The organism is Microcoleus sp. B4-D4 (assembly GCF_036705185.1).
Taxonomy (GTDB): domain Bacteria; phylum Cyanobacteriota; class Cyanobacteriia; order Cyanobacteriales; family Microcoleaceae; genus Microcoleus.
The window spans coordinates 22917-41646 of record NZ_JAUBTX010000046.1 but is presented as its reverse complement, the minus strand read 5'-3'; the positions used below and the strand labels follow the sequence as shown (position 1 = coordinate 41646).

Genomic DNA, 18730 nt, shown 5'->3' with positions numbered 1-18730 from the left:
TCAAATTATAGCGCGAATCCATGAAAACCCCGGCTAAAAAGCCCGGGATGAAGCGCAGTTAAAAATATACTTTTGAAAGTAGATTCTCTACTCAATCGATAAATGCCTGAAACATCGAAACTCAAAAAAATTGCCATTTTGGGAGGAGGAATCGCCTCCATAACTGCTGCATTTGAACTCACCAGCCAGCCGGGATGGAACGCTCTCTACGATATTACTGTGTACCAACAGGGCTGGCGTCTGGGAGGTAAAGGCGCATCAGGACGCAGCGTGGAGTCTAACCCGCCTTACCACGAACCAACCTACCGAATAGAAGAACATGGATTGCACATTTTTTTTGGATTCTACGAGAATGCTTTTCGATTGATGAAACAGTGCTACGACGAATTAGGAGAAGACGGCCCGTTTTTGAGTATAGAAGATGCCTTCAAGCCGCACAGCCTGATAGTTCTCGAAGAATATATCAATGGTCGCTGGGTTCAGTGGCCTTTCAACTTTCCCACGAATAAATTGCTTCCTTGGGAAGGAGGGGGCTATTTCTCGATGTGGGAGCATATCTGCTCCCTGCTCAAATTGATGCACGATGGATTTGAAGGTTCAAACTCTTTAAAATCTCAGTGTTCAGTTAACAGATTATCCAGCAATCAGCCAATCCCGAACTGGTTAGAACTTCTTGCCAAACAGATAGATATTGGCGGGGAAACTCTTAAACTCACCTCAGAAATCGCACCGCTTCACCTTCCCGACCAACTGGTGCAGTTACTTCTCAAAGAACCAGCCCGCTGGTGTCAGTGGTTGGAAAATGCTATGAAACAGATAGGAACTACCTTAGACACTATTGATTTAACATCAGAAGGAACATTTCTCGCTCTGGCCTACAAGTTAGCCAAATCCATGCCGGACGATACCCGCACTCACCGCTCCGAACACCACAGGATCATTCTTAAGCTTTTAGAGCAATTTATGCAGCGCTTGAGAAGCTCTATCGAGTCAGAACTTGAGCAAGATGACGATACATTTCGGATTTTAGTTTTGTTAGATTTAGCATTTGCCAACATTCGGGGATTATTTGTTGATGAAGTAATTTATTCGGGTTCTTTAGACTCTTTAGACGAATATGATTATAGGGAGTGGCTGCAAAAACACGGGGCCGGGGAAACTAGCATCAATTCAGCATTTATCCGCGTTTTGTATGACCTTGTTTATGCCTTTCCTGGGGGGAACGTTCATCAGCCCAGACTAGCAGCAGGAACAGCAATCCGTATCCTAACAACCGTAATTTTCCAGTACAACGGGGCGATTATGTGGAAAATGCAAGCTGGTATGGGAGATACGATTTTCGCCCCGCTTTATAAAGTGCTGAAACGTCGTGGTGTCAAATTTGAGTTTTTCCACCGCGTGAAACAGTTGCACCTTGACGATTCGCAGCAGTCGATCGCTAGCATTTCTTTGGGACGGCAGGTGAATCTCAAAGAACCGGCTCGGGAATACGAGCCTCTGATTAAAGTTAAGAGGCTCCTCTGCTGGCCGAGCAAACCCCTCTACGAGCAAATTGTAGAAGGTGAAGAACTCCAGCAACAGCAGGTAAATTTGGAGTCTTTTTGGACTCCGTGGCAAGATAATGAAACCCCAGTCACTCTGAATGTTGGAGAAGATTTTGACTTGGTAATTCTCGGCATTTCTCTAGGAGCTTTACCCTTTATCTGCGGCGATTTGATTAATGCTGAAAAAAATCCGGCTCATCAAAAATGGGCGTTGATGGTGAATCAAATCGAGACAGTTCCCACTCAAGGCGGTCAGTTGTGGCTTAAATCTAATTTACAGCAGTTGGGATGGATTGGGGGCAGTCCTGTGGTAGGTTCTTATGTAGAACCCCTCGATACTTATGCCGATATGAGCGATTTGATCCAGCGCGAAAATTGGCCTTCCGAACATTATCCCTACAATCTTGCTTATTTTACAGGCGTAATAGCAGACTCAGGAATTCCTCCTAGCAGCGATCGCGATTTCCCCAAAAGGGAACAGGAGAAAGTAGAACAACAGGCTATCAACTTCCTCGAAAACCAAATCGGTAACTTATGGCCTAAAGCTACCACTCCAGAAAATCCTCAAGGGTTGAATTGGGATTTGCTTGTCGATCTAAAAAACCAGCCGGGACAGAAGCGTTTCTACTCTCAATACTGGCGAGTCAACATCGACCCTTCAGAGCGTTACGTGCTTTCTGTCCCCGGAAGTACAAAATATCGGCTCAAAACCGATGAATCTGGCTTCGATAACCTCTACTTGACGGGTGACTGGATCGACAACGGTTACAATTCAGGCTGTGTCGAAGCAACCGTTATGTCAGCTATGCAGGCTGCTCGTGCTATTTTGACACAAATTTTTGGGATTGAGTATGCAAAAAAAATTATCGGTGAGCGGGATTCCTGGTTCTGAAAACTGTGTCAGGGTGTAAGCCTGCTCAGCATTTAAATTGCATCTCAAGAAACAATCAAACTCTTGTCTGTCTTGGTTTTGGGATGTCCGATCTCATAAATACTTAATTAAGTTCGCTAAAAAATTCAACAATTATGCTAAGTCTTCTGAGATATACAAATTTAAAAAAAATAAATGAAGGAATCAAAACAGTTGTGTATCGAGGGCTGAATGTTCAGAACCAACAGCCTGTTATTGTTAAGTTGCTCAACTCAGAGTATCCCCATCCTATTGATGTTGCTAATTTAAAGTTTCAATATGAAATTACCAAGAACCTGAACATTTCAGGAGTTGTTAATTGCTTGGAATTGGAAAGATATCGGAATAGCTTTGCCTTAATCATGGAAGATTTTGGTGGCCAATCTTTGAATTACATTTTTGGCGAACTAAAAAACGATATAATCAGCTTTCTTAAAATAGCAATTCAGTTAGCAGAAACTTTAGGGCAACTGCACCAACAGCAGATTATTCATAAAGATATTAAACCGAGAAATATTATTATCAATCCCGCAACTGGGGTGGTTAAAATTACCGATTTTAGCATTTCTTCTCGCCTGGACAGAGAAAACCAAACAATTAACAATCCTAATTGTCTGGAAGGCACATTAGCCTATATATCCCCAGAGCAAACTGGCAGGATGAATCGGTCGATTGACTATCGCACCGACTTTTACTCTTTGGGTGCAACCTTTTATGAAATGCTGACAGGTTCCCTACCTTTTGCAGCCACTGATCCAATGGAATTGGTTCACTGCCATTTAGCAAAACAACCAGTTGCGCCGATTCACTTAAATCCAGAAATTCCCAAAGCTATTTCTGATATTACACTCAAATTATTAGCCAAAAACGCAGAAGAGCGATATCAAACTGCTGAGGGAATAAAAGCTGACCTAGAAACTTGCCTAGCTCAGTTACAGGAAAGCGGCACAATTTCACATTTTATTATAGGAGCTAAAGATTTATCCAATCAACTGCTAATTCCGCAGAAACTCTACGGTAGGGAAGAAGAGGTAGTTGTATTAATGGAAGCGTTTGAACGAACCAGTCTCGGTACCGCCGAAATGATGCTGGTCAGCGGTTCTTCAGGGATAGGTAAATCTTGTTTAGTGAATGAAATTCACAAACCTATTGTTACTAAGTGCGGATATTTTATTGCTGGTAAATTTGACCAGTTTAATCGCAATATTCCTTACGCTTCATTAATTGAAGCTTTTCAGTCACTAATGCGACAACTATTAACCGAAAACTCTGAAAAAATAGCTGTTTGGAGAGAGAAACTTTTAACTGCATTGGGTCAAAATGGTTCTCTAATTATTGATGTTATTCCCGAAGTTGAACTGATTGTCGGTCCTCAGCCAGAAGTGCCACAACTGAGTTCGTCTGAATCTCAAAACCGCTTTAATCGCGTTTTTCAACAGTTCTTCAGAGTCTTTTGTCAACCTTCTCATCCCCTCGTTCTCTTCCTTGACGACTTGCAGTGGGCTGATTCTGCATCGCTCAAACTAATCCAAATGTTGATGAGTGATCGCGATAGCCAATACCTGTTAACGATCGGAGCTTATCGAGATAACGAAGTCAATCCAGCTCATCCCTTGATTCAGACATTAGAAAAAATTCGAGAAAGTGGGGCTGCCATCAATAATATTACTGTTAAACCTTTACAGCTAAACCATGTTAGGCAGCTAATTGCAGACACGCTCAATGAATCTCCAGACACAAACCGTATAAAATCCTTCTCCGAACTACTTTTCAATAAAACCCAAGGCAATCCCTTCTTCTTGACTCAACTGTTGAAAGTCCTGTATTCTGAAAATCTACTAACCTACGATACTTTCATCGGTATTTGGCAGTGGGACATCGAAGAAATTCAAAGCATTGGCATTGTCGATTACAATATCGTTGAACTGATCGCAAAAAATATTCAAAAACTACCAGTATCAACCCAAAAAGTCTTAAAATTGGCTGCTTGTATAGGCAGCACTTTTAATTTAAACGTTTTAGCAATTGTTAATGAAGAATCAGAATTAGTTACTGCTTCTCAGTTGTGGGCATCACTTCATGCTGGTCTAATTTTACCCTTGAGTGAAAACTACAAAATTCCTCTAATTTTCGGGCAGGAGGAACTAGACGAACTTATGCTTCGTGATGCTAGAGTTGACTATAAGTTTTTGCACGATCGCGTCCAGCAAGCCGCTTATTCTTTAATCCCCGAATCCGAGAAAAAAGTCACTCATCTGAGTATTGGCAAACTACTGTTGCAAAATACCACTCCTGAAGACAGAAAAGAAAATATTTTTGCTTTAGTCAATCAACTTAATTTTGGTGCTGATTTAGTTGTTGAGCAAGTAGAAAAAGATGAACTAGCTTTCCTAAATCTAATTGCTGCTCAGAAAGCAAAGGCAGCGACTGCCTATGAATCGGCTGTTAAGTATCTGAATATGGGTTTGGAACTCCTCGCTGCTAATAGCTGGCAGAGTCAGTATGACTTAACCCTGACTCTATATGTAGAAACAGTAGAAGTGGCATACTTAACGACTAATTTCGAGCGGGCGCGAGCGCTCTCTGAGATTGTCCTGGTTAATGCTACTCTCATTTTAGAAAAGATTCAAATTTACGAGTTACAAATGCTATTTTACATAGCTCAAAATCAAATGCAGTTGGCAATAGATACAGCCCTAAAAGTTTTAGAGATACTGGAAATTAGGCTACCTCAACAGCCGACTCAAAATAATATTGGTACAGCCCTCATCCAAACAAAAACTATTATGGGAGATAGACAAATTGAAGATTTAGAAAAACTCCCACAAATGACTGATAATTATAAATTGGCAGCACTACGAATCATGATGAATCTGTGCGCTCCTGCTTATATTGCGAATCCACCTTTGCTAATTTTCACAATTTTGACAATGGTAAGTCTATGTGTTGAATATGGCAACTCAGAAATTGCCAGTTTTGCTTATGGTTATTACGGACTGCTTTTGTGTAGCGTATTGGGCGATATAGATTTAGGTTATCGCTCTGGGAAACTTTCAATTAAACTATTGGAAAATTTTAAAACTAAAAAACTAAAAGCCAAAGTTTTCGCATTATTTAATATCTTTGTCAGACATTGGAAAGAACACGCTAGAGAATCTTTAGAGCCTTTCTGGGAGGGGATAGAAAGCGGATTAGAAACTGGAGATATAGAACACGCCTGTTATTGTGCTTGCAATTATTCAACTTACCCTCTTTTTCTGGGAGAAGAGTTGAAAAATGTGGCTAATAGGCAGGCACAATTTATTGACTTTACAAAAAAAAATAAGCAAGATTTTTCACTTTATTATATTAAAGTATGGCGACAAATGGTATTGAATTTGCTGGGACATTCAGCAGATAAATACAAGTTAATTGGTGAGAGTTTTAATGAAGAAGAGATGCTACCTGTTTTAGAGAAAAATCATAATAAATTATCGATTTTTCATACCTATTTTGCTAAAGCAATTATTTATTATTTATTTAGACAATATAATCTTTCAATTGCTAGTGCTAGGCAAGCAGAAACATATTTAGATGGGGCGATAGGATTTGTAACAGTTCCGCAACACAATTTTTATTATTCTCTGGCTCTTTTGGCTGAGTATTCTGATTCTCAGGGCGATATCAGTTCTTGCAACGAACAGCAGCAATACTTGGTTAATGTTGAGTCAAATCAAGAAAGAATGAAGCTGTGGGCGTACCATGCACCAGAAAACAACCAGCACAGATACGAGTTAGTAGAGGCAGAAATAGCGCGGGTGAAAGGGCAAAATTGGGAAGCGATGGAGTATTACGATCTCGCTATCGCGGGAGCTAAAAAACAGGGGTACGTTCAGGAGGAAGCTTTAGCTTACGAACTGGCGGCTGAATTTTATTTAGGGGCTTCAAGAGAGGAGATCGGTCAGACTTACATGGCATCAGCATACTACGGCTACGCTCGGTGGGGAGCGAAGACTAAGGTTGCAGATTTGGAGTCAAGATATCCCCAGCTTCTTTCTTTGATATCTGCTGCTGGGAACACCAGCATAGAGGGAACTCTCTCTACCACAACAACAGCTACAAATAGTACAACAGGTAACTCTTTCCTCGATTTAGCAACAGTAATGAAGGCTTCGCAAGTTTTAGCAAGCGAAGTTGTTTTGAGTAAATTGCTAGAAAAATTGCTCAAAATTGTGATGGAGAACGCTGGCGCACAAAGTGGTATTTTGATTTTAGCAAAAGATGGTGATTTGCTAATAGAAGCGTCTGGCTATATTGAACAAGATCGCATAATAGTGCAGCAGTCGCTTCCAATCGTTTTCAGCCAGGATTTGCCAGTCTCTGTAATAAATTATGTAGCTAGAACGAAAAAAGATGTTGTTTTAAATGATGCTGGGAAGGATGAATTATTCAAAAATGATATCTACATTGTCAAAAATCATCCCCTGTCTATTTTATGTGTTCCTCTCATTAATAGAGGCAGTTTAATCGCTCTGCTTTATTTAGAGAATAATCTGGCAACAGGTGCTTTTACAGAAGAACGGCAGGAAGTTTTAAAGATTCTTTCTACTCAGGCTGCAATTTCTTTAGAAAACGCTTTTCTCTATAAGAATTTGTCTGCTGCTAATGAAAAGTTGCAGGAGTACAGCGAGACTTTAGAGGTTAAAGTGCAAGAGAGAACGCGGGAAGTTACAGAAAAAAACGCGCTCTTACAACAAGAAATTCGCGAGCGAATCTCTATCGAATCAGCTTTGAGGCAGTCAGAAATGCAGTTGAAAGAACAAGCAATTCAGCTAGAAATTGCTCTGCGAGAGTTACAACAAACTCAAGCTCAAATGATTCACACTGAAAAAATGTCCAGTCTGGGACAGTTAGTGGCAGGAATTGCTCACGAAATTAATAATCCGATTAATTTCATTTACGGTAATCTTACTTACACAACTCAATATATGCAAAATTTGTTGAAACTGATCGATACCTACCAGCAAACATACCCCAATGTTACTCCAGATTTGGCAGCAGTCACAGAGGAAATTGAACTGGATTTCCTTAAACAAGACTTGCCGCAAATTCTGAAGTCGATGAATGTTGGAGCTGAGCGCATCCGCAATATTGTGATAGGCTTGCGGAATTTTTCGCGTCTTTCTGAGAGCGAGATGAAGCGGGTTGACATTCACGAAGGGATTGAGAGCACGCTGCTGATTTTGCAGCACCGCCTGCACCCTGCGGAACCACCGGGGGATGGGGAGGATAGCGGCAAGCCGGTCGGCATTGCGGGCAGAGAAATTCAAGTTGTTAAAGAATACGGGAACTTGCCTTTAGTCGAGTGTTTTGCTGGAGAACTCAATCAGGTGTTTATGAATATTCTAGGGAATGCGATCGACGCACTGGTACAGTTGGATAACCAGCAGTGTCCAACGCCTGCGATTCGGATTCGCACAGAGGTAAAAGGCACTAGCGCGATCGTTTCAATTGCGGACAACGGACTTGGAATGAGTGAATCAGTCCGCGTTCGGGTATTCGATCCCTTTTTTACAACTAAGCCTGTAGGTTCGGGGACTGGTCTGGGCTTGTCTGTTTCGCACTCAATTATCGTACAAAAACACGGCGGCAAGCTAACGTGCATTTCAGCACCGAAGCGGGGAGCTGAGTTTGTTTTGGAAATTCCGTTATCGCAGGGTATATAGACGTTTTGCTAGTACATAATTGAGTTGAGTTTTGAGAACAATTTGGATAGAGAACAGTAACAGCAGTTTGTCAACCAATTTTAGCAGTGCATCAACCCATTTAGTATCCTTAATCCTACTACTTTTGTTAAGCTAATTGCTCCGATAAATGTGACCTTTGCACCTTTACTGCGTTAGCTGCACTTGGGCTAATTTATGACGCTCACCCTCAGCCATCGTGTTAAGAAATACCCCCAACCGATGCAGTAATGCAGTAAGTATGCAAGACTTTGGAGCGTCGGGTCGGGTATACACCAAGATGAAAATAGAGGGACACGGGCAGGCCAAGATATTCACTCAAGAGGAAATCGAACTCTTGTTCAACGACGGTTTGCAGAGCGACCGAGATCGCGCCCTCTTCGGAATTTGTCTGTACACCGCCTGCCGCATTGCCGAAGCGTGCAGCTTGAAAGTCATCGACGTTTTCACCCCGGCGAATGCCATCCGCTCAGAAATGATTATCCGCAAAGGCAACACCAAAGGCAAGCTCGGCACCCGCACTATCCCGATCATTCAAGAGTTGAGGCTGCTGTTAGAAACCTACAAACATCCCGAACACCCCTACCTATTCCCCAGCCGCCACCTCAATCACCGCTGGAAACACGCAAACCCGGAAGCTGCCTCTCATCTATTTCAAGAAGCTTGCGAAAAAGTTGGCATCATCGGCGCTTCCACCCACAGCCTCAGAAGGTCGGCACTCACTCAGATGAGCAACGCGGGGATTCCATTGCGGATCATTCAAGAAATCAGCGGCCACCGCAACCTCGAACAGTTGCAAAAATACTTAGAAGTGCGGCCCGACCAAGTAAGGGGAGCCGTCTCTGCGCTCTCTACCCTTTCCTACGTCAGGAAACACCCATATCCTGATTTAGCTCCCCCAACGCCAGAAAATCCGTTGCCCCCTCACCAACACCCGCAAGCCCCATCCGACGACGCGGCCCAAGAAATTCCCGATTGGTGACGGGCAATTTGAGATTTTAGATTTGAGATTTTAGATTTGGAACGCAAGGATTAAAGTCGCGCATCAAGAGCATCGAATGCCGATCGCTTTCTTTCCCAAGGCAGAAGCCCTAACCCCTGGATTTGTTACAATTCTCGATCGTGTGGAGCAGGTGCATCTACGAAAACCTGCTTTTAGGAGAACTTTTGACTATGTGGCTTAAATTTGGTGTTGCTCCCAGTGGCGAACTGACGAGCATTGATGAAGTGTCGCGGGGAAAAACTCAGCTAACTTGTCTCTACTGCGGTGGCGGATTGACAGCGAAAAAGGGGAAAGTGAAAGAACATCACTTCGCGCACACTGAGGAAACTTGCAAGCCCGTGTCACAGCGGATTAAAACCAAAGCTTTCCCCGCGCTGCCCCTCTATGACAACTTCACCATCCAGTTAAAGGGTGAGGAATTGGAACAGTTGAAGGTGCTGTGGAAAGAGTACGGCGCACAGGATTATGCTATTCCCAAAGACTTGGTAAGCTTTCGGTGGCAGTTGAAAGGATTGGTGGAGTCGTCGGGCGATCGCTGTTATCAGTTTACCGACTTGGGTAAAATCCCAGTAGGGGCACTTCCCCTAGCATTGTTCAACCAAGTTCAGGAACCTTTGCTGCTGTCGGAGCTGGCTTCGTTGGAAGGCTCTGTAGAAATTGCTGAAGCTGCGGGGTTATCTTGTTTGGATGAACGGCGGGCTGATTTGCTGATTTATCGATCGCAGCTTCGTCGGATTCTGGTGAATTCGCTCTATTTCCTTGAAGTCAAAGCTGATGGGCACAGCTTTTATAAAATTGGAATTACTACTCGATCGATCGAGGAACGCATCGCCGAGGTGCAGCGGGATGTGAGAGCGCATTACTCGGATGTGGTTGTCAATTTGCTGGGACTTTGGGAACATCGGGGGAATGTGGAGCTGTACTTCAAACACCGCTACAAAGCTTTTAATTATCGCATTGGCAAGCTGACGGAATATTTTCAATTTCCGAACGTCAAGGCGGTGCTGAATGATTTATACGGGATGGAACCCAAGGTTCTGTCGGCTACTGAGTCGGATGCGATCGCGCTCTTCACTGCAAGATGATTGTAGAAAGCGGGTTTTCAGCGACGTGCAGAGCGGGTAATCGCTGCTTTCCCATAGCCATTGCTCGCTGTATGAACGCGATCGCCCTTTAATTTAACTTGTCCAGTGAGGCGGTGGACAAGTTGTAATTATTCTCTCAAAGAAGCGCAACGGGTTTCGTTTTTAGAGCATTGCCTCTAGCAATCCAATAATTTCCTCTATTTCGTCCGCCTCTAACTCACTGGCAATTTTGAGGATTTTCTCTTTGTGATTGGCTTTCGTGCCAATATTCCCCGTTTTGAGTTTGCGGCCGCTCTTGTCAGTTCGCTCTTGAATTTCTGGCAAAAGCCCTTCTTCTTGTAAGCGCTTACGGTACTTGCTAACAGTGGGTGTGCTTACACCGCAGAAATCGGCAGGGTGGCGACTATTTTTCCGACGGTTTTCTAAATGTTTTTTGCTTCGACAAAGACTTAACAGCCCGTCGAAAAAATTTCGCTAGGGGTTTAGACAGGGGGAAAGGGTAATTTCCAACTTGCTCCAAAACCTTGTTATAGGCGGGGATAATCTAATTTCTCCATTTAGAGCTGGAAACTGTTACAGTTCCCTCAGCCTATTCATGTATTTTTAGATTTGGCAATTGACCGAGCGCCTCTGGGATGGAGGTAATCTCATTGCCACCAAGCCAAAGCTCTGTCAGATTCGACAATTGCCCGAGTGCCTTTGGAATGGCTGTAATCTGATTGTCATTGAGGCCAAGCCCTGTCAAATTCGACAGTTTGCCAAGCGCCTCTGGGATGGCTGTAATCTGATTGTCACTGAAGGAAAGCACTGTCAGATTCGACAGTTTGCCGATGGCTTCTGGAATTTCAGTAATCTGATTGCTCCAGAAGTAAAGCCCTGTCAGATTCAACAGGTGCCCGATCGCATCTGGGATGGCTGTAATCTGATTCTCACTGAGGTCAAGCCATGTCAAATTCGAGAGTTTGCCGATCGTATCTGGGATGGCTGCAATCTGATTGTCATTAAGGTCAAACTCTGTCAGATTCGACAGTTGCCCGATCCCGTCTGGGATGGCTGTAATCTGATTGTTAGTTAGGTCAAGCTTTGCCAGATTCGACAGTTGCCCGATCACATCTGGGATGACCGTAATCTGATTGCTCCAGAGGTAAAGCCCTGTCAGATTTGACAGTTTGCCGATGGCTTCTGGGATAGCTGTAATCTGATTGTCATTAAGGTCAAGCCCTATCAGATTTGACAGTTGCCCGATCGCCTCTGGGATGGAGGTAATCTGATTCTGGCTGAGATTAAGCCGTGTCAGATGCGTACACTTGACAATTTCCGGTGGTACTTCTTGCAACTGCAAGCCCGATAAATTTAATTCAGTCAAATTTTCATCAGCAACCTGCTCAATTCGTCGCACTGCTTCCTCTCGGCTCATGTCGTTTACCTCTCAGTAACATTTATTTCATTGTGACCAGAATTTAGCTTGTTGGAAAGCGACATTTCCCCGCCTAGAGCTTGAAATCCTTACAGAATCGATAGTGTGGTATGTAAACACTTTATGTGTTAGGTTAAAAAATAGCTTACAAAAGTATTACAATCAACCGAGGTAACAAAATGTTTTATAAATCTCTACCTCTAGCATCTGTTCAAACTATGTATACTATAGATAAACCTTTACACGTCTTATATACTCTTTACGACTTAACAAAAGAAGGTAGACATAATATCAGTAATTCAGACATTACAAAGTACACTAAAATTCAAGATATTCAAAATGAGGAATTGTATAATATTTTAAAGGTTTTACTAGACCAAGGTTTTATTAGTGAAATATTTTCTATTAAAGGTCTAATTGGGATGAGTGGATACACTGCTGTTTCAATTACAAATAAAGGGTTAATTCATATAGAAAATTCACTTAAAAATATAGAGGAATTGGATGAATTGTAGGAGAAAGTATCAAAGAAACTATCAAAGCAAAGAAAAACACTAGATAAAACCCGCTAGACTCCTAATCTGGCGGGTTTTTCATTATTTCGGATTTTACGATTCAGAAACGGATATTTCCCCACTTAGTGCTTGTAACCGTTGTCATATATTTACTATGAGAAACCCCCCACCTGTAAGGGAAATTGCGGAACAGTTCATGGCGGGAAAATCAAGCTCCTAGACAGGAGGAAAGGCAGTTTTTAAGAAATTAAGAGACATTGGTAGAGTGACCAAATGAACCTGAACTTCCTGGTAAGTTTGGTAAGGGTGGTGCTTTACCCCCCTTGCTTCGTTTAGCGTCTTGATTAAATTTCCGCCCAATATCTTTGTAGAAATCACCGGAAACAGCATTAGAATTTGCTGAGTCTCCATGTAGTTGCACGACTTCTTGAGACAGTATGTCCGGCAATTCTTCGGTAGTGCTAGGGTTGACGGCTTCTTCCGCTTGGGGCTTCAAGTTTTGCTCATCCATGAGAGTTTTTCCTTTTTATGGTTTGTATTTGTCCCGTTGTCGAGCTAATGCTCACTAGAGTATCTGTAGCATCATACTTAACTCTGGCGGGTTTTCTGTGTCTCACAGCACTCACCGGGGGTAAATGAGCAGCCGTACAGAAACTTACGTTAAGGCTGAAAGCTTTACTGGATAAGCATTCTGGGAATCACTCTTTTTGTCTCTTAAAAACTTAAAGAATTGAAAATTAAACTGTACCAATTAGAGCATAGGTTTTTTGGTACAGCTTTTTTGTACGGCACAGTAAGAATTTGAGGCTTTTAAATTTCAGACAGCTCAATTGGTACAGGTTTATAAGAAGCGAGCGCAGCATTCAAAACGGCTAATCAATTCCTTAGCATAAGTTTCTGTTCGACTGCTCATTTCACCCCGTCATCAGAAATCCTGGGGGGAGGCGCTGCTGCCAGTTAGCGAAGGTAGCGTTTGGCGGCCAGCGGTAGTAGGTGCTGTTAACTTCGACGGTTTGATAGTGCTGGATGTAGCAATCGAGTCGGGAGCGAGGCGGTAGCTGGTGGGGGTAGAGCACACCTTCCCAATGGTCGTAACTCCAACCTGAAGTACCGATGCGAACAACCATCGCCTTTTTACTCCACCAATAAGCGTGTGAATTTAAGTGTAGTCGGCCCGCATCGCTACCGCACTCTATCAATCAGCTAAAAATAGAGAAAGCAAGTTGAACTATTAAGGACTCCTTTAAACAGCGAACCTGACTTTACTGCTTTGGGCGAACGTCTCAGGCTTTTCTATCTTGAAGGAGTGAGGAAATTAATAGGAGCTTGAACGGCAAAACACCCAAAGAGCGATCGTTCCAAATAATAGTCCTGAACTCACGTATCTAGCAACTCCTCTAAAATCTGTTCTACTGTTACCTTCAGCGGAGGTAAATTATTTTGTACGATCGCCCAAACTAGGTTTAACGAGACTCGGAAATATTCGTGTACCACAAGATTCCTAAACGCTACAATTTGCGCCCAAGGCACGGACGAATATCGGCTAGTTAGCTCGGACGATAACGCATTTGTTGCTTCTCCAATAATTTGCAGGTGATGAACAATCCAAATCTGAATTAATTCTTGGTTGTCAAATTCCTGCCTGCCAAGGCTTGCATATCGTTCAATTGCGGTTATTGCATCTAATATATCTTGCAGCCGTTCCGCTTCTCGCCTCATAATGGTACAGCCTCCTGCAAAACGCGCTCGCGAATCCGTTCTTTGAGCATATCCACTGTGGCGATATCAACCTTGCGATTGAGTAGTTGTTCCAAATCGAGCAATAGTCCACCTGGAAACCAAGGCGTGATTTTCTCTAAATCGTAATCCACTAACAAATCAATATCGCTTTCTGGGGTCGCTTCGCCCCGCGCTACCGAACCGAATACGCGCACGTTGTAGGCTCCGTGTTTTTGGGCAATTGCTAGAATTTGCGATCGCTCACAATACAGTAATTCTTGAATACCTAATCCTGTTTTGCTCATCAAACCCTCCTCAACAGGGGTCATTGTTAGTTAATCAGCGAAAGTAGCTTAAATCTGTAAGCATTCAAAGCCAAGCTATCAGACATTGTAGAGTATTGTAGTATAGTCGATAAAGCTTGCAGAGTTAACAGGAGTTCATCTGGGAATGCAAATTGAACCCTACGACTCACCACCTTGATGCTGTTATTCGTCTTTTGCATGGGGGAGAAAATTTATGGATTTGGAAAAACTATTTCAAGCCGGAGATTTAGCACAGCAAGCTGGTGAATATGTTGAGGCTGAGTCAATATGGAGGCGTTTTCTGAAGCACGATCCTGATAATGCGTATGTCTACCTCAAGCTAGGAATGGCTTTGGATTATCAAGGTCAAGGTGAAAAAGCTATCTGGGCCTACCAAAACGCTATTAGGATTGCACCTAATTATTCAGCAGCTTACCTGAATATGGCTGCCACACTAGCCGAGCGGCAAAGATTTTCCGAGGCTATGACAGTCTATCGAAAAGCGATCGAGATTGATTCGAGCCAACCACAGGCTTTTGTTGGTCTTGGTATGGTACTTGTAAATCTAGAGAGATACGGCGAGGCAATTACTAATTTTCAACAGGCAATTCAAGTTGCTCCTCAATCTGCTGCTGCACATTACCATTTAGGTATTGCTTTGAATAAGCAGGGCAGATACGAAGATGCTATCAGCGTACTTCAGCGCACCACAGAACTGGCACCCAATTCGGTTGTTGTATATCAATACCTCGGACAAATACTGGGTAATCAAGGTCGATTTGATGCAGCAATTACAGCATTTGAAGAAGCGATCGAACTCGATCCAAGCTATGCGGCAGCTTACTATAACCTGGGATTTGTACTCAATGCTGTAGACAGAACGGAAGAAGGAAAAGCAGCCATCCAAAAAGCTTTGTTATTAACACGTGAACAGGCCGAGCGGTAAAAAGAGCAGTAGAGTCCTGTTCGGAGCCCTATTTATAGCGGTTCTAATTAGAACTGAAGAGAGATTGCACATAAGACTAATGCTTGGAGAGTGAAGTGTGACTCCTAGATTTATAGTTGGAAATCTAATGCAAGTGATGGCATTGTATCCTTCAACTTAATGCGATGCCCAATCTTGCACGTTGGGTTGAAGGATAAAACCCGATACTCATAAATGCTTCTCCTCCTCAACCCCGGTGCGATCGCCCCATCGAGCCATGTTTGGTTTCACGTTACCCTGATTCACAAGCCTTGACGTGGCAAGCTCAACTCAACCTAGGGCAACGGGCAATTGCACTCGTTCCTGTTCTGCGAAGGCTCCGCCTCCAGCAAGCGGCAAAGCTGCATCAGAGCGGTGATTGTGACATTAGGTTAATGTTGGATAAGACCGATATAGGGGATGGTATCCAGCAAAAGTCACGGATAACACCCAAAAACCCGGACTTAACCTGCTTTCGTTTCTGTTTAATTCCTTAAAACTAGGATGTTATCTAACCGATCTGATGGATAATCCTGGAAGGTAAGGGTATTATCCAGCATATCTGCGGTTGAATACACAGTTATATTTTTTTGGCATTAAATGTGCCAACAGCAACAATTGGAGAAAACAGATGTGGGATGAAAGATACAGTGCCCAAGAGTACGCATACGGCACAAACCCGAACGAGTTTTTGGAAGCAAACGTCAGCAGTATTCCAAAAGGTAAAGTTCTGAGCGTGGCCGAAGGAGAAGGGCGGAATGCCGTTTTCCTTGCGAAACAGGGTTACTCTGTAACCGCTGTAGATGCCTCTCTAGTTGGTTTGAATAAGGCCAGAAAGCTGGCAGAGGATAACGGGGTGGTTGTTGAGTTTATTCATGCTAATTTAGCAGATTATGATTTAGGCGAGAATCAATGGGACGGAATTGTATCTATATTTTGTCCATTGCCCTCTTCAATCAGAAAACAACTTCATAAAAAAGTGGAAGCAGGGTTAAAGCAAAACGGTGTTTTTCTGCTTGAGGCTTATACACCCGCTCAGTTGAAGTACGGTACTGGCGGCGGAAACTCAGTAGATGTGATGCAATCTAAAGAATCTTTAAGCCTTGAGTTGGCTGGCTTAAAGTTTAAGCATCTAATTGAGCTTGAGCGTGATGTAGTAGAAGGTATTTATCACACTGGCATTGGTGCCGTAGTTCAGGCGATAGCATCAAAAGAAATATAACTTTCTGGTGCAGCGGATTGACTGAAGCCACTTGGGTTGGATGCAAAGTTCTCGGCAACCGCTGACCACGAACATTAGATCGCTATGTATGCGAAATAAGCTATCGGTTGTAATCCAATAAAGGCTCGCTCGTTGGAGATTCTAATTGGAACTTCACGAGAATTGCAGGTACGACCAATGCTGGGAGAGCGAAGTGTGACTGCTAGATTCGCAGTTTGAAATCTAATTACCCAAAGCACTTTGCCGAGCTTGCCCAATTTTTGCGAGGTATCCTTGACAAAGGTAAGGCAGCGGTGGATTGATGCGAGTGCGATCGCCCATCAACTTTGAGCGGCTGTTACTGAGCAAATTCCACCAGCAGCCGGCGATCGCGTAAGAAATTTAACTGACGGGCATTGTTGAGGTTGTGCGCGGAAAAACTCAGCTAATTTGCCTCTACTGCAGTGGCGGACTTACAGCGAAAAAAGGTTCGGTGAAAGAACACCACGCAAGCCCACACCGGGGGAACTTGCAAGGCAAGTCAGCCAGCTACTCACAACTAAAGCCTTCCTCTGGCTTCTCCTCTACGACTATTTCAAAATCCAACGAGAGGGCGAGGAATTACAACAATTGAAAGTGCTGTGGAAAGAGTACGGTGCTGCTAATTGTCCGATTCCGAAAGATCCGATCGACTTGCTATGGCGGTTGTTGAGATTGCTAGAATCAGAGGGAGCTAACTTTCTGGGCGATTGCATTCCCTGATTGTGTCGCGGATACAGAACACTTTGTAATTACAGCGCCAAACCTCATGACAGGATCTTTTCACTTGGTTTACAAAGAAATCTACGTAAGGATTCAGGTCTAAAAACTTACAGCTCCAACGCTTATCTAGCAAGGGTTTCAGGGTTAAATTATGGCTTTTACCTCGCTCTGTTAATTGTCAATAAGTGACCAGAAATCAAACTTTCGCCCAGTTTATTGACAATAGACATTGATTTAGCATCAATCTACAGATCTAAAGTCTTTGCCCCGCAAGGAGTTATGTTACCTGAATCCTTACCCTAAATCATTATCACGGGCGGTGATTTCCCCAAAATCTATCTGTAGGGACACTCAAGATGCCGTGTCCCTACAGAAAATCATTTAGGATTGCTATATTTAGTTACTTTCAATACAATAAGCAATTCATAAAGCTGATATGCTTAAAAAATATGTGAAAAATTTAAAAATAAAAAGTAGTAAGATCTCTATGGAGCTAACTCACAAAACCATAAGTTTGGTCTCTGGTTTAAGAAATGTCAATGCGTCACAAGTTTATATTTTAAGAAACTTGATGGATTACACGGCGGGACAAGAGCCTGGGAGACGCTACAGCGATTGCTGCAACGTTTCCCAGGCTTTTTTGTTTTATAGATTGCAAACCAAAAATTTTATCAGGGCGATTACCTTAACCTTTTAGGCGCGTTTTTCCAATGCACAATATTCATTCAATATCTCCGAACATACCAGAGCAGGCTGTTAACCAGAATCCTTTTAGTGAATTAATCCCCAATTCAATTGCCAAACTGGAGGTACAGAATGTCTGCAAATCCTATGCAACGCGCGACAAGCAGAAGTTGACTGTCTTGCAAGAGGTTAACTTTCAAATTTTTCCCAGAGAAATGGTCTGCTTAGTAGGCTCCTCCGGTTGTGGCAAGTCCACCTTGCTCAATATTATTGCGGGGCTGATTCCTCCATCTTCCGGGCAGGTGCTTGTAGATGGTAAGCTTGTCACTGGACGACCAGGTTCTGATCGCGGCATGGTTTTCCAGGGCTATACTCTCTATCCTTGGCTGAGTGTTGCTCAAAATGTAGCCTTTGGCTTGCAATTTCAGAAGATGCCCAAAGCCCAACAGCGCGATCGCGTCCGCTATTTTCTGGATGTCGTGGGGCTGTGGCGATTTGCCAATAGCTATCCTAAACAGTTGTCCGGTGGGATGAAGCAACGGGTAGGGATAGCTCGTGCCTTAGCTAATGAGCCTGCCCTACTGCTAATGGATGAGCCATTTGGGGCACTGGATGCCCAAACAAAGGAACAAATGCAGCAATTTTTACTGGAGTTGTGGGAGAAAACTCATGTGACTGTGTTAATGATTACCCATGATGTAGAAGAAGCCATTTATCTGTCCCAACGAGTCTACGTTATGGATACTCATCCAGGGCGGATCAAACTAGAAATTCCGATCTCACTGCCGGAACACCGAGATCTGGATATTAAGCTTTCCTCAAAGTTTGTGGAGATTAAACGGCAAATTATTCATACGTTACGTGATGCTGCTCACACAGTATAATGGTCATCTATTTG

Annotated in this window: 16 protein-coding genes; 9 read left to right on the top strand and 7 right to left on the bottom strand. The window is 43.2% G+C overall.

Translation table 11 applies throughout. From position 1 onward, the window contains the following. Positions 1 to 102: 102 nt before the first annotated feature. The 4 genes from QUB13_RS24845 to QUB13_RS24830 all read left to right on the top strand — a co-directional run bounded on the left by QUB13_RS24845 (position 103) and on the right by QUB13_RS24830 (position 10265). Positions 103 to 2436, top strand: coding sequence for an NAD(P)-binding protein (locus QUB13_RS24845; RefSeq protein ID WP_333386181.1), 2334 nt, complete (start codon positions 103 to 105; stop codon positions 2434 to 2436). A gap of 134 nt (positions 2437 to 2570) precedes the next feature. After that, positions 2571 to 8159: a trifunctional serine/threonine-protein kinase/ATP-binding protein/sensor histidine kinase gene (locus QUB13_RS24840; RefSeq protein WP_333386178.1), complete on the top strand. Its 5589-nt coding sequence runs from the start codon at positions 2571 to 2573 to the stop codon at positions 8157 to 8159. Positions 8160 to 8418: 259 nt separating this feature from the next. Further along, positions 8419 to 9159, top strand: coding sequence for a tyrosine-type recombinase/integrase (locus QUB13_RS24835; protein ID WP_333386174.1), 741 nt, complete (start codon positions 8419 to 8421; stop codon positions 9157 to 9159). Between the two features lie 191 nt (positions 9160 to 9350). Then, positions 9351 to 10265 carry a GIY-YIG nuclease family protein gene (locus QUB13_RS24830; protein WP_333386171.1) on the top strand — a complete coding sequence of 305 codons (915 nt, stop codon included), beginning with the start codon at positions 9351 to 9353 and terminating at the stop codon, positions 10263 to 10265. A gap of 162 nt (positions 10266 to 10427) precedes the next feature. On the opposite strand, the gene QUB13_RS24825 is transcribed toward QUB13_RS24830, so the two are convergent. Then, positions 10428 to 10589: a hypothetical protein gene (locus QUB13_RS24825; protein WP_333386168.1), complete on the bottom strand. Its 162-nt coding sequence runs from the start codon at positions 10587 to 10589 to the stop codon at positions 10428 to 10430. A gap of 265 nt (positions 10590 to 10854) precedes the next feature. Next, positions 10855 to 11682, bottom strand: a complete 828-nt coding sequence (locus tag QUB13_RS24820; protein ID WP_333386165.1) for a leucine-rich repeat domain-containing protein — start codon at positions 11680 to 11682, stop codon at positions 10855 to 10857. A 179-nt stretch (positions 11683 to 11861) separates the two neighbouring features. On the opposite strand from QUB13_RS24820, the gene QUB13_RS24815 reads away from it, so the two are divergent. After that, entirely contained in the window at positions 11862 to 12197 is a 336-nt protein-coding gene (locus tag QUB13_RS24815) for a hypothetical protein (protein ID WP_333386163.1), read from the top strand. A gap of 247 nt (positions 12198 to 12444) precedes the next feature. Here QUB13_RS24815 and QUB13_RS24810 read toward each other — a convergent pair whose 3' ends face one another. From QUB13_RS24810 to QUB13_RS24795, 4 genes are all read right to left on the bottom strand, one after another. Beyond that, entirely contained in the window at positions 12445 to 12708 is a 264-nt protein-coding gene (locus QUB13_RS24810; RefSeq protein WP_333386160.1) for a hypothetical protein, read from the bottom strand. A 403-nt stretch (positions 12709 to 13111) separates the two neighbouring features. Further along, on the bottom strand, positions 13112 to 13324 hold the full coding sequence (locus QUB13_RS24805; RefSeq protein ID WP_333386157.1) for a DUF72 domain-containing protein: 213 nt from the start codon (positions 13322 to 13324) through the stop codon (positions 13112 to 13114). 250 nt (positions 13325 to 13574) lie between these two features. Then, entirely contained in the window at positions 13575 to 13916 is a 342-nt protein-coding gene (locus QUB13_RS24800) for a HepT-like ribonuclease domain-containing protein (protein ID WP_333386154.1), read from the bottom strand. Continuing rightward, a complete protein-coding gene (locus QUB13_RS24795; protein ID WP_194060141.1) occupies positions 13913 to 14221 on the bottom strand; it encodes a nucleotidyltransferase family protein in 309 nt (102 codons plus the stop codon). The genes QUB13_RS24800 and QUB13_RS24795 overlap by 4 nt, the downstream gene beginning before the upstream one ends. A 214-nt stretch (positions 14222 to 14435) precedes the next feature. Between QUB13_RS24795 and QUB13_RS24790 the strand changes: the two genes are divergently transcribed. Both QUB13_RS24790 and QUB13_RS24785 read left to right on the top strand, forming a co-directional pair. Continuing rightward, positions 14436 to 15167 (top strand): tetratricopeptide repeat protein, encoded by a 732-nt coding sequence (locus QUB13_RS24790; RefSeq protein ID WP_333386149.1) that lies wholly within the window; start codon positions 14436 to 14438, stop codon positions 15165 to 15167. 649 nt (positions 15168 to 15816) lie between these two features. Further along, a complete protein-coding gene (locus QUB13_RS24785; protein ID WP_106332216.1) occupies positions 15817 to 16407 on the top strand; it encodes a class I SAM-dependent methyltransferase in 591 nt (196 codons plus the stop codon). A gap of 222 nt (positions 16408 to 16629) precedes the next feature. On the opposite strand, the gene QUB13_RS24780 is transcribed toward QUB13_RS24785, so the two are convergent. Next, positions 16630 to 16755, bottom strand: coding sequence for a hypothetical protein (locus QUB13_RS24780; RefSeq protein WP_333386145.1), 126 nt, complete (start codon positions 16753 to 16755; stop codon positions 16630 to 16632). An 81-nt stretch (positions 16756 to 16836) separates the two neighbouring features. Here QUB13_RS24780 and QUB13_RS24775 point away from each other — a divergent pair, with 81 nt between their 5' ends. Continuing rightward, entirely contained in the window at positions 16837 to 17148 is a 312-nt protein-coding gene (locus QUB13_RS24775; RefSeq protein WP_333386143.1) for a hypothetical protein, read from the top strand. Positions 17149 to 17858: 710 nt separating this feature from the next. After that, a complete protein-coding gene (locus QUB13_RS24770) occupies positions 17859 to 18716 on the top strand; it encodes an ABC transporter ATP-binding protein (protein ID WP_333048774.1) in 858 nt (285 codons plus the stop codon). Positions 18717 to 18730: the final 14 nt, after the last annotated feature.

What these genes read in the sequence shown, in the direction of transcription:
- QUB13_RS24840 (WP_333386178.1), top strand. Translation starts at nt 2,571, where the DNA reads ATGCTAAGTCTTCTGAGATATACAAATTTAAAAAAAATAAATGAAGGA.
- QUB13_RS24815 (WP_333386163.1), top strand. Translation starts at nt 11,862, where the DNA reads ATGTTTTATAAATCTCTACCTCTAGCATCTGTTCAAACTATGTATACT.
- QUB13_RS24770 (WP_333048774.1), top strand. Translation starts at nt 17,859, where the DNA reads ATGCACAATATTCATTCAATATCTCCGAACATACCAGAGCAGGCTGTT.
- QUB13_RS24810 (WP_333386160.1), bottom strand. Translation starts at nt 12,708, where the DNA reads ATGGATGAGCAAAACTTGAAGCCCCAAGCGGAAGAAGCCGTCAACCCT.
- QUB13_RS24820 (WP_333386165.1), bottom strand. Translation starts at nt 11,682, where the DNA reads ATGAGCCGAGAGGAAGCAGTGCGACGAATTGAGCAGGTTGCTGATGAA.
- QUB13_RS24845 (WP_333386181.1), top strand. Translation starts at nt 103, where the DNA reads ATGCCTGAAACATCGAAACTCAAAAAAATTGCCATTTTGGGAGGAGGA.
- QUB13_RS24795 (WP_194060141.1), bottom strand. Translation starts at nt 14,221, where the DNA reads ATGAGCAAAACAGGATTAGGTATTCAAGAATTACTGTATTGTGAGCGA.
- QUB13_RS24800 (WP_333386154.1), bottom strand. Translation starts at nt 13,916, where the DNA reads ATGAGGCGAGAAGCGGAACGGCTGCAAGATATATTAGATGCAATAACC.
- QUB13_RS24835 (WP_333386174.1), top strand. Translation starts at nt 8,419, where the DNA reads ATGCAAGACTTTGGAGCGTCGGGTCGGGTATACACCAAGATGAAAATA.
- QUB13_RS24785 (WP_106332216.1), top strand. Translation starts at nt 15,817, where the DNA reads ATGTGGGATGAAAGATACAGTGCCCAAGAGTACGCATACGGCACAAAC.
- QUB13_RS24790 (WP_333386149.1), top strand. Translation starts at nt 14,436, where the DNA reads ATGGATTTGGAAAAACTATTTCAAGCCGGAGATTTAGCACAGCAAGCT.
- QUB13_RS24805 (WP_333386157.1), bottom strand. Translation starts at nt 13,324, where the DNA reads ATGGTTGTTCGCATCGGTACTTCAGGTTGGAGTTACGACCATTGGGAA.
- QUB13_RS24830 (WP_333386171.1), top strand. Translation starts at nt 9,351, where the DNA reads ATGTGGCTTAAATTTGGTGTTGCTCCCAGTGGCGAACTGACGAGCATT.